Source organism: Comamonas sp. NyZ500 (assembly GCF_016772095.1).
Classification (GTDB): domain Bacteria; phylum Pseudomonadota; class Gammaproteobacteria; order Burkholderiales; family Burkholderiaceae_C; genus Comamonas; species Comamonas thiooxydans.
This window is the reverse complement of record NZ_JAEIJE010000001.1, coordinates 212,566-225,242: the sequence shown is the minus strand read 5'-3', so window position 1 is coordinate 225,242 and position 12,677 is coordinate 212,566. Positions and strand designations below refer to the sequence as shown.

12 protein-coding genes are annotated in these 12,677 nt (G+C 63.6%); 6 read left to right on the top strand and 6 right to left on the bottom strand.

All coding sequences use genetic code 11. From position 1 onward, the window contains the following. The first annotated feature begins 1 nt into the window (after window position 1). Complete coding sequence (locus tag JAO85_RS01035) at window positions 2-334, top strand: chaperone modulator CbpM (RefSeq protein ID WP_202787254.1); 333 nt, start codon at window positions 2-4, stop codon at window positions 332-334. A 102-nt stretch (window positions 335-436) separates the two neighbouring features. Here the strand turns inward: JAO85_RS01035 and JAO85_RS01030 are convergent, their stop codons facing one another. The 5 genes from JAO85_RS01030 to JAO85_RS01010 all read right to left on the bottom strand — a co-directional run bounded on the left by JAO85_RS01030 (window position 437) and on the right by JAO85_RS01010 (window position 6,738). Then, window positions 437-598 (bottom strand): hypothetical protein, encoded by a 162-nt coding sequence (locus JAO85_RS01030; protein WP_003056362.1) that lies wholly within the window; start codon window positions 596-598, stop codon window positions 437-439. A 197-nt stretch (window positions 599-795) separates the two neighbouring features. Further along, entirely contained in the window at window positions 796-2,451 is a 1,656-nt protein-coding gene (locus JAO85_RS01025; protein WP_202787253.1) for an ABC transporter ATP-binding protein, read from the bottom strand. Then, window positions 2,448-3,548, bottom strand: coding sequence for an ABC transporter permease (locus tag JAO85_RS01020; RefSeq protein ID WP_054074075.1), 1,101 nt, complete (start codon window positions 3,546-3,548; stop codon window positions 2,448-2,450). Before JAO85_RS01020 ends, JAO85_RS01025 begins: the two co-directional genes overlap by 4 nt. A gap of 48 nt (window positions 3,549-3,596) precedes the next feature. After that, window positions 3,597-4,625 (bottom strand): microcin C ABC transporter permease YejB, encoded by a 1,029-nt coding sequence (locus JAO85_RS01015; RefSeq protein ID WP_012837909.1) that lies wholly within the window; start codon window positions 4,623-4,625, stop codon window positions 3,597-3,599. A gap of 298 nt (window positions 4,626-4,923) precedes the next feature. Next, window positions 4,924-6,738 carry an extracellular solute-binding protein gene (locus tag JAO85_RS01010; protein ID WP_202787252.1) on the bottom strand — a complete coding sequence of 605 codons (1,815 nt, stop codon included), beginning with the start codon at window positions 6,736-6,738 and terminating at the stop codon, window positions 4,924-4,926. Between the two features lie 120 nt (window positions 6,739-6,858). On the opposite strand from JAO85_RS01010, the gene fabI reads away from it, so the two are divergent. The 3 genes from fabI to JAO85_RS00995 all read left to right on the top strand — a co-directional run bounded on the left by fabI (window position 6,859) and on the right by JAO85_RS00995 (window position 9,438). Beyond that, window positions 6,859-7,659 carry an enoyl-ACP reductase FabI gene (gene fabI / locus JAO85_RS01005; protein ID WP_003063172.1) on the top strand — a complete coding sequence of 267 codons (801 nt, stop codon included), beginning with the start codon at window positions 6,859-6,861 and terminating at the stop codon, window positions 7,657-7,659. A gap of 172 nt (window positions 7,660-7,831) precedes the next feature. Then, a complete protein-coding gene (locus JAO85_RS01000) occupies window positions 7,832-8,353 on the top strand; it encodes a superoxide dismutase family protein (protein ID WP_012837907.1) in 522 nt (173 codons plus the stop codon). Between the two features lie 179 nt (window positions 8,354-8,532). After that, window positions 8,533-9,438, top strand: a complete 906-nt coding sequence (locus JAO85_RS00995) for a DNA ligase (protein WP_255538856.1) — start codon at window positions 8,533-8,535, stop codon at window positions 9,436-9,438. Between the two features lie 61 nt (window positions 9,439-9,499). Here the strand turns inward: JAO85_RS00995 and JAO85_RS00990 are convergent, their stop codons facing one another. After that, the gene (locus JAO85_RS00990; RefSeq protein ID WP_202787251.1) at window positions 9,500-10,228 is read right to left on the bottom strand and encodes an IclR family transcriptional regulator; all 729 of its coding nucleotides are present in this window, start codon (window positions 10,226-10,228) and stop codon (window positions 9,500-9,502) included. A gap of 141 nt (window positions 10,229-10,369) precedes the next feature. Between JAO85_RS00990 and JAO85_RS00985 the strand changes: the two genes are divergently transcribed. Beyond that, entirely contained in the window at window positions 10,370-11,305 is a 936-nt protein-coding gene (locus JAO85_RS00985; RefSeq protein WP_202787250.1) for a hydroxymethylglutaryl-CoA lyase, read from the top strand. A gap of 45 nt (window positions 11,306-11,350) precedes the next feature. Then, window positions 11,351-12,565, top strand: coding sequence for a CaiB/BaiF CoA-transferase family protein (locus JAO85_RS00980; RefSeq protein WP_202787249.1), 1,215 nt, complete (start codon window positions 11,351-11,353; stop codon window positions 12,563-12,565). Window positions 12,566-12,677 lie beyond the last annotated feature (112 nt).

Genomic DNA, 12,677 nt, shown 5'->3' with positions numbered 1-12,677 from the left:
CATGAGCCCCTCCCACTACCCTTTCTACGCGCCTGCCGAGCTGCTGGAACAGGCCGTGCTCGATCTGCACGAGCTGGCGCGCCATTGCTGCACCAGCCCGCAATGGGTGATCGAGCATGTGCAGACAGGCGTCATCAGCTACGACAACGAAGGTCAGCTGCGCGAGATCAGCCACGAGCAATGGCGCTTCAGCAGCCAGACGCTGGTGCGTGCACGCCGCATTGCCCAGCTGGAACACAGCTTCGACGCCGACCCTCAGCTCGCCGCCCTGACCACCGATCTCATCGAGGAAGTGCAGCAGCTGCGCCGCAAGCTGAAAAATCTTCAGGGATGAGCAAACCAACGATCTGAAGCCGTGAAAAGCAAAAAGCCCTCGCACCGAAGTGACGAGGGCTTTTTTGCGGGCCGCGCACCAGGGCGCAGCCTGCCGCAGGAATTAGCCGTGGCGCTTGCCGGGCTGCTTCTTGCTGCGAGTGTGCGAACCACGCTCCAGGCTCACGCGCTGGCCACGGCCGGGAGTGGGCAGGGTCACGCCATTGGGTGCCTGGGGACGGGGAGTGGCCTTGCGGTCTGCTTCGGTAACGATCTTATTGCCCATGTCGAATTCTCAATTGGGAGGTTGAAAAGGATCAATTAGGCCACAGCCAGAGAATTCGCGCCAAATAAATACAAACTTTCGAGTGCGGATTCAGTGTTTTTCAGCGAATGCCTGCCTCGCGAATCAGTGAACCGACAGCAATTGCAGGCATTCAAAGCCTCAAACCTTTGAAGGGAAGGCGCTGCTCGCCATCACATTCAGACCGCCGGAGGCTCGGCAACGACCCCGGCGGCCTCGACCAACTGGCGCGTGTATGCCTGCCTCGGCGCAGTCAGCACCGCCTGCACATCGCCCTGCTCCACGATCTGCCCGTCCTTCATGACCAGCACCTCATGGGCCATGGCGCGAATCACGTCCACATCGTGGGTGATGAGCAGATAGGCCAGGCCACGCTCCTTCTGCAGCCGCTGCAACAGGGCCAGCACCTGCTGCTGAATGGTGACGTCGAGTGCACTCGTGGGCTCGTCCAGCACCAGGACCTCGGGCTCCATGATGAGCGCGCGTGAAATCGCCAGGCGCTGCCGCTGCCCGCCCGAGAATTCATGCGGATAGCGCTGCAGCAGGCCGGGAAACTGGGCCTCGGTCAAGCCCACCTCTTCGAGCATCTTGAGCACGCGCTCGCGCCGCGGCCCGGCAGCGAGCTCAGGGGCATGGATCTGCAGGCCTTCGCCGACGATCTCCTCCACCGTCATGCGCGGCGACAGCGAGGAAAACGGATCCTGGAACACCACCTGGATCTTGCGCCGCAGCGCCAGATTGGCGGCGCTGTTGCGGATTGCCGGCTGCTGCCATTGCCTGCCGGCCACCTGCAGCCCCCCGGCCGCAGGCAACAACCCCAGCACGGCCTGGGCCAGCGTGGATTTACCGGAGCCCGATTCACCGATCACGCCCAGGGTACGGCCGGGCCGCAGCAGCATATCCGCGCCCTTGACCGCGACGAACGCGCCCTTTTTGAACCAGCCGCGAATGCCGGGCAAGGGCGTGGCATAGCTCACCTGCAAGGCCCGGGTCTGCACCACGGCAGCCTCACCGGCCGGCACGGTCTCATCCGCCACATTGCGCACCGGCCGGCTGGCCAGCAACTTGCGGGTATAGGCATGCTGCGGGTTCCGCATCAGCTCGGCCACCGCGCCCTGCTCCACGAGACGGCCTTTTTCCATGACGGCCACGCGGTCGGCAAAGCGGCGCACCAGGTTCAGGTCATGCGTGATCATCAGCACGGCCATGCCGGTCTGCCGCTGCAGATCGGCCAGCAAATCCAGGATCTGGCCACGCAGCGTCACATCCAGCGCCGTTGTCGGCTCGTCGGCCAGCAGCAGCCGGGGACGACTGGCCAGGGCCATGGCGATCATGGCGCGCTGACGCTGGCCACCGCTGAGCTGGTGCGGAAAGCTCTGCGCGCGACGCTCTGGCTCAGGGATGCCAGTAGTGGCCAGCAGCTCGACGGCCTGCTTCAAGGCCTGCGCCCGGCTCAAGGCCTGCTTGAGCTGCAGCACCTCCGCCACCTGCGCGCCGACAGTCATCAGCGGGTTCAGCGCCGTCATCGGCTCCTGAAAGATCATGGCGATATCGCCGCCGCGTATGCCCTGCATCTCGCGCTCCGAAAGCTGCAGCAGATCGCGCCCGTCCAGCAGGGCCCGGCCACCCAATTGCGCATCGCCCACCAGGCGCAGCAGCGACAGCGCCGTGACCGACTTGCCCGAGCCGGACTCCCCCACCAGCGCCAGCTTTTCACCGGCAGCCATCTCGAAGCTCACACCCTGCACCACGGGCTTGCCCGCAAAAGACACGCTCAGATCGTGCACGCTCAGCAACTGGCTGCGGCTCTCAATCCCATACTTTTCCTGGCTCATGGCTTGCCTCCTGCGCGCTTTGCAGCCCCGGTGTGCGCCTGCTTGCGCGGGTCCAGCGCATCGCGCAGGGCGTCGCCCATAAAGGTCAGCAACAGCAGCGTGATGACCAGCACGCCAAAGGTGGACAGGGAAATCCACCAGGCATCGATATTGTTCTTGCCCTGGCTCAGCAGCTCGCCCAGGCTGGGCGTGCCTGGCGGGACGCCCAGACCCAGAAAATCGAGCGAGGTCAGCGCCAGGATGGCCCCGCTCATGCGAAACGGCAAAAAGGTGATCACCGGCGTCATGCTGTTGGGCAGAATGTGGCGAAAGATGATGGAACGATTGCTGGCACCCAGGGCCTGGGCGGATTTCACATAGTCGAGCTGGCGATTGCGCAGAAACTCGGCTCTCACATAGTCGGCCAGCCCCATCCAGCCGAACAGGCTCAGCAGGATCAGCAGCAGCGAGACACTGGGCGCAAACAGCGCGCTGAAGATGATGAGCAGGTAGAGCTCGGGCATGGAGCCCCAGATTTCCGTCAGGCGCTGAAAGGCCAGATCCGTCTTGCCGCCAAAAAAGCCCTGCACCGCTCCCGCCAGCACGCCCAGCAGCACGCCCACGGCCGTCAGCGCCAGGCCGAACAGCACGCTGACGCGAAAACCGTAGATGAGCTGCGCCAGCAGATCGCGCCCCCGGTCGTCGGTGCCCAGCCAGTTGTCGGCCGACGGCGCAGAAGGATTGGGCGACTTGGCAAAGTAGTTGATGGTGGACTTGCCATAGCGGTTGATGGGGAAGATCGCCCAGTTGTCGCCCTCGCCGAGCCTTTGCTGGATGAAGGGATCGAGGTAATCGGTCGGCGTATGGAAATCGCCGCCAAACGTGGTTTCCGGGTAATCGTGCAGCAGCGGCAGATAGGTCTGCCCCTCGTAGCGCACGATGAGCGGCTTGTCGTTGGACAGCAGTTCGGCAAACAGGCTGAGCAGCACCAGCACCGAGAAGATCAGCAGGCTGACAAAGCCCAGCCGGTTGGATTTGAAACGCCGCCAGGCCCGGCGCCCCGGGGACTCGGATTTGGCAGCAGGCGCCGCCGGCACACGCTCCACTCCTGTATTCATAGCTTCTTGCGCTTGCAGGGCATTGGTTTGAGGCTTATTTTGCATAAATCAGTCAAACTTGACCCGGGGGTCCACCCAGACATAGCAAAGATCGCTGATGAGCTTGGTCACCAGGCCGATCAGCGTGAACAGATACAGCGTGCCCAGCACCACGGGAAAGTCGCGCCGGATCACGCTTTCATAGCTGAGCAGACCCAGGCCGTCGAGCGAGAACAGGGTCTCGATCAGCAGCGCGCCGGCAAAGAAGGCGCCGATGAAAGCCGAGGGAAAGCCCGTGACGATGGGAATCAGCGCATTGCGAAACACATGTTTGTAGAGCACCTGGCGCTCGGACAGGCCCTTGGCGCGGGCCGTCAGCACATATTGCTTGCGGATCTCTTCGAGAAACGAGTTCTTGGTCAGCATGGCCGTCACGGCAAAGCTGCCAGCCACCATGGCGGTCACAGGCAGCGCGATATGCCAGAGATAGTCCGCCACCTTGCCCATGGTGCTGAGTTCGTCGAAATTGGCCGATGTCAGCCCGCGCAGCGGAAACCACTGCAACTGCCCACCAAAGACGACCAGCAGCGCCACGCCCAGCACAAAGCCCGGGATGGCATAGCCGATGAGAATCACGATTGTGGTCGCCAGATCGAAGCGCGAGCCGGCCCGCACAGCCTTGGCCACGCCAAGGGGCACAGCCACCAGATAGCTGATGAAAAACGTCCACAGCCCCAGGCTGATGGAGACCGGCAGTTTTTCCTTGACCAGCGCCCAGACGCTTTTGTTCTGAAAAAAGCTGGTGCCCAGATCGAAGCGCGCGAACTGACCCAGCATCTGCACAAAGCGTTCTACCGGCGGCTTGTCAAAGCCGTACAGCGCCTTGATCTCTTCGAGCCGCTTGGGGTCCACGCCCTGGCCGCCCCGGTAGCTCATGGCAGCACCTTCGGCGCCGTGTCCGGCACCGGCCTTGGCCTCGGCCAGATACTGCTCCACCGGGCCACCGGGCACGAACTGGATGACCACAAAGGTCAGCAGCAGCACGCCCAGCAGCGTGGGGATCATCAGCAAAATGCGTTTGAGAATATAGGCAAACATCTTCGATCAACCCTTGTTTTCAGCCGCGGCGGCGATGGCCACAGCGCCGGGCCGCCCCAAGCAGGGCCAGCCCCCTTGGGGGGCAGCGACCCGTGCAACAGTGGAGCGTGAGGGCCACTTTACCTGGGCCGCAGCGCCGGGCCGCCCCAAGCAAGGCCAGCCCCTCGGGGAGCAGCGACCCGTGCAACGGCGGAGCGTGGGGGCCACTTTACCTAGGCCGCAGCGCCGGGCCGCCCCAAGCAAGGCCAGCCCCCTCGGGGGGCAGCGACCCGTGCAACGGTGGAGCGTGGGGGTCACCTTACTTGACCCACCAGGCATAGACGGCCCATAGCTCGCCCGGAGAATAGGCTGGAATCTGCCCCGGCAGCGCCAACTTCCAGGCGTCATAGACCATGCGATGCGTGCCCGAGTAATACTGGGGGATCAGGTAATGGCCGTGGACGATGATGCGCTCCAGCGCATGGCAGGCGGGCAGCATCTGCTGCTCGGACTTGGCCGCAGCCATCTGGGCGATGATGGCATCCACGGCCTTGCTCTTGAGACCGACATAGTTCGAGGCCCCCTCCACATCGGCGGCAGCGCTGCCGAACAGCTCGGCATATTCCTGGCCCGGATTGTGCGTGCCGGGCACGTTGAGCGTCACGATGTCGAAATCGTATTTGTCCATGCGCTGCTGATAGAGCGCGTAGTCCACATTGCGCACCTTGAGCGTGATGCCCAGCTTTTCCAGATTGCGCATCCAGCTGCTGACGATCTTGACACCGCTCTCGCTGCTGTCCAGATATTCCAGCACCATGGGCTCGCCCCCGGCATTGCGCAAGGCTCCATCCCTGACCGTCCAGCCGGCATCGGCCAGCAGCTTCTGCGCACGCCGCAGATTGCCGCGCAGGCCATCAGGCCCATCGGTGCGTGGCGGCTGGGCCATCTGCCCCAGCGTGCCTGGCGGCAGACTGCTCTCATAGGGCTTGAGCAGGGCCAACTCGGCATCGCTGGGATCGCCCGTGGTTTCGCAAGCGGTGTTGCCAAACAATCCATGCACGCGCTGATATGCGCCATAGAACATCTGACGGCTCATCCACTCAAAGTCATAAGCCAGGCCCAAGGCCTCGCGCACACGCACATCCTTGAGCAGCTCACGCCGCGTATTCAGGAAAAAACTCTGAAAGCCCGAGGGCAGCTTGTTCTCGAACGCGCCCTTGACCAGTTCGCCCGAGGCGAAGCGCCGCCCCGTCAGACGCCTGGCCCAGTCGCCCGCGCTGTTGATGCGCATGAGATCGAACTCACCGGCCTTGAGTGCCTCCAGCCGCGCCGTGTTGTCCTTGTAGATCTTGATGGTGATTCGGTCAAAATTGGCCAAACCGACACGCACCGGCAAGGCTGCCCCCCAATACTTAGGGTCGCGAACATAGCTGATGTCCTTGCCAAACTTGACCGGCCCTATCTTGTAGGGCCCGCTGCCGATAGGCGTGTCCATCACCACCTGATCGAAGGCCTTGGGCTTGCCATCCGCGCCCAGCCCCCAGTCACGGCTGAACACCGGCAACAGGGCGCCCACGGTCAGCGGCAGGTCTCGGTTGGGCTTTTTGAAGCGAAAGCGCACCGTGCGCTCGTCGAGCACATCACAGGCAGCCACCTCGGCAAACAGCGTCTTGTAGCCGGGCGAGACATATTTGCTCAGCAGCGTCTCGTAGCTGTGCTTCACATCCTGGGCCAGCACGGGCTTTCCGTTGTGAAAGCGCGCCTGCTTGCGCAGTTTGAAGGTCGCGGACAGGCCGTCGGCCGCCACCTCCACATCCTCGGCCAGCAGGCCGTAGCCCGTGGCCGTCTCGTCGAGACTGGGGGTCAACAGGGTCTCGAACAGCATGTCCGCCAGATAGGCAGGCGGCGAGCCCTTGATGGTGAAGGGGTTGTACTTGTCGAAGGTCGAATAGCGCAGATTGCTGACCATACGCAACTCGCCGCCCTTGGGCGCTTGAGGGTTCACATAGTCAAAGTGCCTGAAGTCGGCCGCGTACCTGGGCTGACCCCAGAGCGCATAGCCATGTGCTGCCAGGGCAGGTGTGGCAACTTGGCTGCTGACAATCAGGGCTGAGCAAATCATCCAATGGCGCATGCGACAATTCTGCCCTACCCCGACTGATTCGCACCCAGTTCGAACAGATACGTTTTCAAAGATGGCGCGTCTGCCACAGATGCAGCCATCGTCTCTTTCAATTTTCTTTGGAGAACAACAATGGGTTTTCTCGCCGGTAAAAAGCTGCTGATCACGGGCGTTCTGTCCAACCGTTCCATTGCCTACGGCATTGCCAAGGCCTGCCACGAGCAAGGCGCAGAACTGGCTTTCAGCTATGTGGGCGAACGCTTCAAGGACCGCATCACCGAATTTGCTGCCGACTTCGACTCCAAGCTGGTGTTCGACTGCGACGTGGGCGACGACGCCCAGATCGAAAAGCTGTTCGCCGACCTGGGTGCCACCTGGGGCAAGTTCGACGGCTTTGTGCACTCCATCGGTTTTGCCCCCCGTGAAGCCATTGCCGGCAACTTCCTCGACGGCCTGAGCCGCGAGAACTTCAAGATCGCCCACGATATCAGCGCCTACAGCTTCCCTGCCATGGCCAAGGCAGCCCTGCCTTACCTGAACGACAAGTCCTCGCTGCTGACCCTGTCCTACCTGGGTGCTCTGCGCTCCATCCCCAACTACAACACCATGGGCCTGGCCAAGGCATCGCTGGAAGCATCCGTGCGTTACCTGGCAGAAGCCGTGGGCCGCACTGCCGACGGCCGCGCCATCCGTGCCAACGGCATCTCCGCCGGCCCCATCAAGACCCTGGCTGCCTCCGGCATCAAGGACTTCGGCAAGCTGCTGGGCCGCGTGGCCGACGCCGCTCCTCTGCGCCGCAACGTGACCATTGAAGACGTGGGCAATGTCGCGGCCTTCCTACTGTCCGACCTGGCCTCCGGCGTGACCGCCGAGATCACCTATGTGGACGGCGGCTTCAGCCAGACTGCAGGCCTATCTGCCGATCAGGTCTGAGCCCCAGGCTTTTGACGACACCAGCCCCGCAGGCCTCAGCAGCCTGCGGGGCTTTGTTTTTTGGGGCCGTGCCCGACATCTTGGCCCTTGCCCTACAAGCGCGGCAAAGCACTGACGCTATGGTTCACAGTGTTTTCTCTATGGTTCTGACGAATATTCAAGAGGAGCTTACATGCCATATCGTTTTCTCATCCTGGCCGCATCCGCTGCTGCCCTGACAGCCTGCAGCACCCCCGAGCCCCAGCCCGCCCAGGCCATCGCCAGGCTGCAGGCCACTTCGGGTAGCAAGGTCGGCGGCGATGTGAAATTCACCCAGAAGACCGGCCAGCAGGTGGTGGTCAATGCCGTGATTCACGGCCTCAAGCCCAATTCCGAGCATGGCTTTCACATCCACGACAAGGGCGACTGCGGCGACAACGGCAATGCCGCTGCCGGCCACTTCAACCCGCTGGGCAATCCGCATGGCAAATATGACTCGACCCAGCACCATATGGGCGACCTGCCCAGCCTGAAGGCCGACTCCAACGGCGTGGCCACCGTCAACGTACAGTCGGCGGACATCACCTTGCTGGCCGGCCCTGGCAATGTCATAGGCCGGGCGGTCATCGTCCATGCACAGCCCGACGACTACACCACCCAGCCCACGGGCAATGCCGGCGCGCGCATCGCCTGCGCCGTCATCAGCCGCGACTGAAGGTCTTGCCCCTTTGACAACAGCCGCTGCCTGGCTGCAGCGGCTTTTTCATTGAAATCGCCGTCATTACTGATGGATAAGCCGCTGATAGCCATGCTTTTTTGATATGGGTTCGTACCCGCATCGACAGCATAGGCTTCGCGCTCTAGCATGAGCTGCCTCTTTACCGGGAGATAGCCATGCCTGAGCCACGGCATCGCCCCCTGCGGGAATGCATTCTCTGGCTGGTCTGTGCCTGTCTCTGCATGGGCTTTGTTGCCGTGCGGGCCCAGACCACGACACAGCCGCCTTCGCTGATGCTGGCCCAGGTCTGGCGCAGCGGCCTGCCGCTGCAGGACTATTGGGTCAGCGAGAAACTGGATGGCGTACGCGGCTACTGGAACGGCCACCAGCTCGTCAGCCGTGGCGGGCAGCGGATCGCGACGCCAAAGTGGTTTGTCCGGGACTGGCCGGCCACTCCCATGGATGGCGAGCTCTGGGCCGGACGCGGCCGGTTTGCCCATGCCCAGTCCACCACGGCACAAGCCATCCCGGACGACAGGGCCTGGCACCAGATGAAATTCATGGTGTTTGATCTGCCCGCAGCTCCGGGCAGCTTTGACCAGCGCCTGCCGCTGCTGCAACGCACCGTCGGGGCCATTGCCCAGGACTGGGTGCAGATGGTGGAGCAGCGCAAGCTGGGCTCGGAAGCCGAGTTGCGGCAATGGCTGCACACAGTCGTCAAGGGCGGCGGCGAGGGCTTGATGCTGCACAAAGGCAGCGCCCCCTATCGTCCGGGCCGCAGCGACGATCTGCTCAAGCTCAAGCCTTTCGATGATGCAGAAGCCCGGGTCATAGGCTACAAAAGCGGACGCGGACAATGGCAGGGCATGACGGGTGCGCTGCTGGTGCAGACCCCGGACGGCAAGCAGTTTTCACTGGGCTCCGGACTGACGGCGCAGATGCGCAAAAGTCCGCCCGCGCTCGGCAGCTGGGTCACCTACCGCTACCAGGGCCTGCACGAAAAAAGCGGGCTGCCGCGCTTTGCCCGCTTTTTGCGCGTGCGCAGCGAGCCGGGCTTTCAGCCCGAGCCGGCAGGCCCGTGACTCGGGCTTCATCGCTGCCTGCGACTGCCGGTCCTGCGTCTCAAGCCCAGAGCGCCCAAACCTACGGCAGTTGCGCCCCCAGCTCGCGTGCAGCCTGCAACACGTTTTTGACATAGCGTTCGTCATAGCGATGCGCGGGCATGGTCAGCGTCAAGGCAGCGGCCAGCTCCCCGCTGCGGCGAAAGACCGGGGCCGAGATGCCGGCGATCTCGCTATGCCTGTCGCCCACCAGGGCTTCGTAGCCATCGGCCCGCACACGCGCATAGTGGTTGCGATTCCTCTTCACCCAGTCGCCCAGCTCCGGATCGAAAGCGACCAGCACACGCCCGCCAGCTCCCTTATCCAGAGGGAGCAGATCGCCGGCACGCGCGTGATCGCGTACCGGGTGCGGCGAATCCACGCGGTACAGACACAGGCGTTCGCGCCCCTGGCGCACATGGTAGGCAGCGCTCTCGCCCGTGGCCTGAACCAGTGCGCGCAGCACCGGCATGACCAGCTTATCCAGCGAGAAGCTCTGCTCGTAGACCGCGTGCAGCCTGGCCACGGCCGGGCCCACCGCATAGCGCCCGTCATCCTGGCGCTGAACCCAGCCCCCATGCTCCAGAGAGGCCAGCAGCCTCAGCACCGTGCTCTTGTAGAGCCGGGTGCGCTCGGCCAGCTCGGCCAGGCTCAGCGCGGCATCGCCATCCTGGAATGCACCCAGCACGCTGAGAGCGCGGTCCACTGCAGCCACACCGCCAGGTGCGGCATTTTCGTCGGCTACGGATTCATTCAGGGATTTACGCGGCATGGAAACTCCTGCCCCGCATCTTGACAGGGCATCAGTACGCAAGGCAATATTTCAATAGAAAGAATTAAGTTCTATCAGACAGAACATCATTAAAGCATTGTGCCAGCCGCAATGCAAGCATGAAATCCAAGTGAGGCAACCATGTCATTCCCCCAGCGTTTCGATCTCCTGATCAGCGAAGTCGGCCCCCGCGACGGCCTGCAGTCGATCTCGGCCACCATGAGCACGGCCCACAAACATGCATGGATCGATGCTCTGGTGGCAGCGGGCGTGCAGGAGATCGAGGTCGGCTCCTTTGTCTCGCCCAAACTGCTGCCGCAGATGGCCGACGCCGCCGAGGTCGTGCGCCACGCCATCGCCCATCCCGGCGTCACCATCATGGCCCTGGTGCCCAATCTCAAGGGCGCCGAAGCCGCCATGCGCGCCGGCGCGCACAAGATCACGCTGCCCGTATCGGCCAGCCCCGCGCACTCCATGGCCAATGTGCGCAAGACACCCGCACAGATGGTGGAAGAAGTGCGTGCCATCGCCAGGCTGCGCGACGAGATGGCCCCATCCGTACATATAGAGGCCGGCATCTCCACCGCCTTCGGCTGTACCTTGCAGGGCCTGGTGCCCGAGGACGAGGTCATTGCGCTGGCTGCCGCCTGCGTGGCCGCCGGAGCCGATGAATCGGGGCTGTCCGACACCACGGGCATGGCCAACCCGGCCCAGGTCAAGCGCCTGTTCACGCGCCTGCGCAGCGAACTAGGCGACAAGGCTGGCGCCGCACATATGCACAACACCCGGGGCCTGGGCCTGACCAACTGCCTGGCCGCCTATGAGGCGGGCGTGCGCACTTTCGACGCCTCCCAGGCCGGACTGGGCGGCTGCCCCTATGCCCCCGGCGCCTCGGGCAATGTGGTGACCGAAGATCTGGTCTTCATGTTCGAAGCCATGGGGCTGCGCACCGGCATTGACATTGAACGATTGCTTGCAGCGCGAGAAACGCTGGCCGCCGGCCTGCCGGGCGAGGCGCTCTACGGCATGCTGCCACCCGCAGGCCTGCCCAAGGGCTTTGTGCCTCAGCGCTACTGATCACACAGCGGCTCGCCCATGAGCCGAAGACAAGAAGAGATGAATATGCACGCCTCAACCGAAACCGCCGAGACTTCCTCCCCCCTGCCCTATAGCGGCATCCGCGTGGTGGAGTTCACCCATATGGTCATGGGCCCCAGCTGCGGCCTGATGCTGGCCGACCTGGGCGCCGAAGTCATCAAGGTCGAGCCCGTGGGCCACGGCCGCAACGGCGATGCCACGCGCAAGCTGCTGGGCTCGGGCTCGGGCTTTTTCCCGCTGTTCAACCGCAACAAGAAAAGCCTGACGCTGGATCTGCAGACCCCCGAAGGCAAGGAGGCCGCGCTCAAGCTGATCGCCACGGCCGATGTGGTGACCGAGAACTTCAAGCCCGGCACCATGAAGAAGCTGGGCCTGGACTATGAAAGTCTCAAGCAACAATTCCCACGCCTCATCTATGTGAGTCACAAGGGCTTTCTGCCCGGCCCCTACGAACACCGCACGGCCCTCGACGAGGTGGTGCAGATGATGGGCGGCCTGGCCTATATGACGGGCCGGCCCGGCGACCCGCTGCGCGCGGGCACCAGTGTCAACGACATCATGGGCGGCATGTTCGGTGCCATGGGAGCCATGGCCGCCCTGGCCCAGCGCGAGAAGACCGGCAAGGGCCAGGAAGTGCAGAGCGCACTGTTCGAGAACAATGTGTTTCTGATCGCCCAGCACATGATGCAGTACGCGGTGACCGGCAAGCCTGCAGCACCCATGCCCGCACGCATTTCGGCCTGGGCGATCTACGACGTGTTCGAGGTCCAGGGCGGCGAGCAGATCTTTCTGGCCGTGGTCAGCGACGGAGCATGGCGCGAGTTCTGCAACGCCTTTGGCCTGGAGCAGCTGCGTGACGATCCGCGCCTTGGCAGCAACAACGACCGCGTGCAGGCCCGCAGCTGGCTGATGCCGCTGCTGCGCGAAACCATGGCCGGCTACAGCGCCGCGCATATCGCCAGCGTCTTCGAGGACAAGGGCCTGCCGTTTGCGCCCATCGCCCGCCCGCACGATCTGCTCGAGGACCCGCACCTGAACGCCACCGGTGCGCTGGCCCCCATCACCTTGCCCGACGGCCGCGACAGCAAGACCGTGCTGCTGCCGCTGACCCTGGACGGCAAGCATCTGCAGGTGCGCCTCTCGCCGCCCAAGCTCGGCGAGCACAGCCTGGAGATTCTGACAGCGCTGGGCTATAGCCAGGATCAGGCCCGGGCACTGGCACAGGGCCAGCCCGACTAAGCGGCCCTGCGGGGCCATCGCCCCGCACGACTCATCCCCCCCCCAGAACAGGGCGCCCACGCGCGCCCTGCGGGGATTCTTTCGCCCCATTTCCATCATTCAGGAGACAAAA